Origin of the sequence: Vibrio sp. qd031 (assembly GCF_002100145.1) — a bacterium.
GTDB lineage: Bacteria > Pseudomonadota > Gammaproteobacteria > Enterobacterales > Vibrionaceae > Vibrio.
This window is the reverse complement of the sequence record NZ_JXQD01000017.1, coordinates 1-549: the sequence shown is the minus strand read 5'-3', so window position 1 is coordinate 549 and position 549 is coordinate 1. Positions and strand designations below refer to the sequence as shown.

General features: G+C 53.7%; 1 protein-coding gene. It reads right to left on the bottom strand.

All coding sequences use genetic code 11. The features are described from left to right. The coding region (locus tag ST37_RS05955) for a VCBS domain-containing protein (RefSeq protein ID WP_197687450.1) at positions 1 to 549 on the bottom strand (549 nt) is incomplete at both ends.

The window sequence follows — 549 nt, the reverse complement described above, 5'->3', positions numbered from 1 at the left end:
ACGTCCAATTGCCATTCGCGTCAACGGTGAACTCACCGTACGCATCGCTAATGGTGTTTTCTTCAAACGCTAAATTAGGATTGTCTGCATCCGTCGCCGTTAACGTACCGCTGACAGGCGTCAGATCGCCCTCGGTTACCGCGTCGGTATCCGCCGAAATCACCGGCGCGTCATCAGTACCCGTGATGGTAATCGTCACTGTAGTGTCACTGCCATCGGACAGCGTCACGGTAAACTCACGGACTTCTTTCTGGCCGGCGGTTAATGCATCGACTGTGGCGTTATCGGCCAGTGTGAATGTCCAATGGCCATTGGCGTCAACGGTGAACTCACCGTACACATCGCTAATGGTGTTTTCTTCAAACGCTAAATTAGGATTGTCTGCATCCGTCGCCGTCAACGTACCACTGACAGGCGTCAGATCGCCCTCGGTTACCGCGTCGGTATCCGCCGAAATCACCGGATCGTCATCGGTACCGGTAATGGTAATGGTGACGGTGGTGTTACTGCCATCGGACAGCGTCACAGTAAACTCGCGCACTTCTTTCT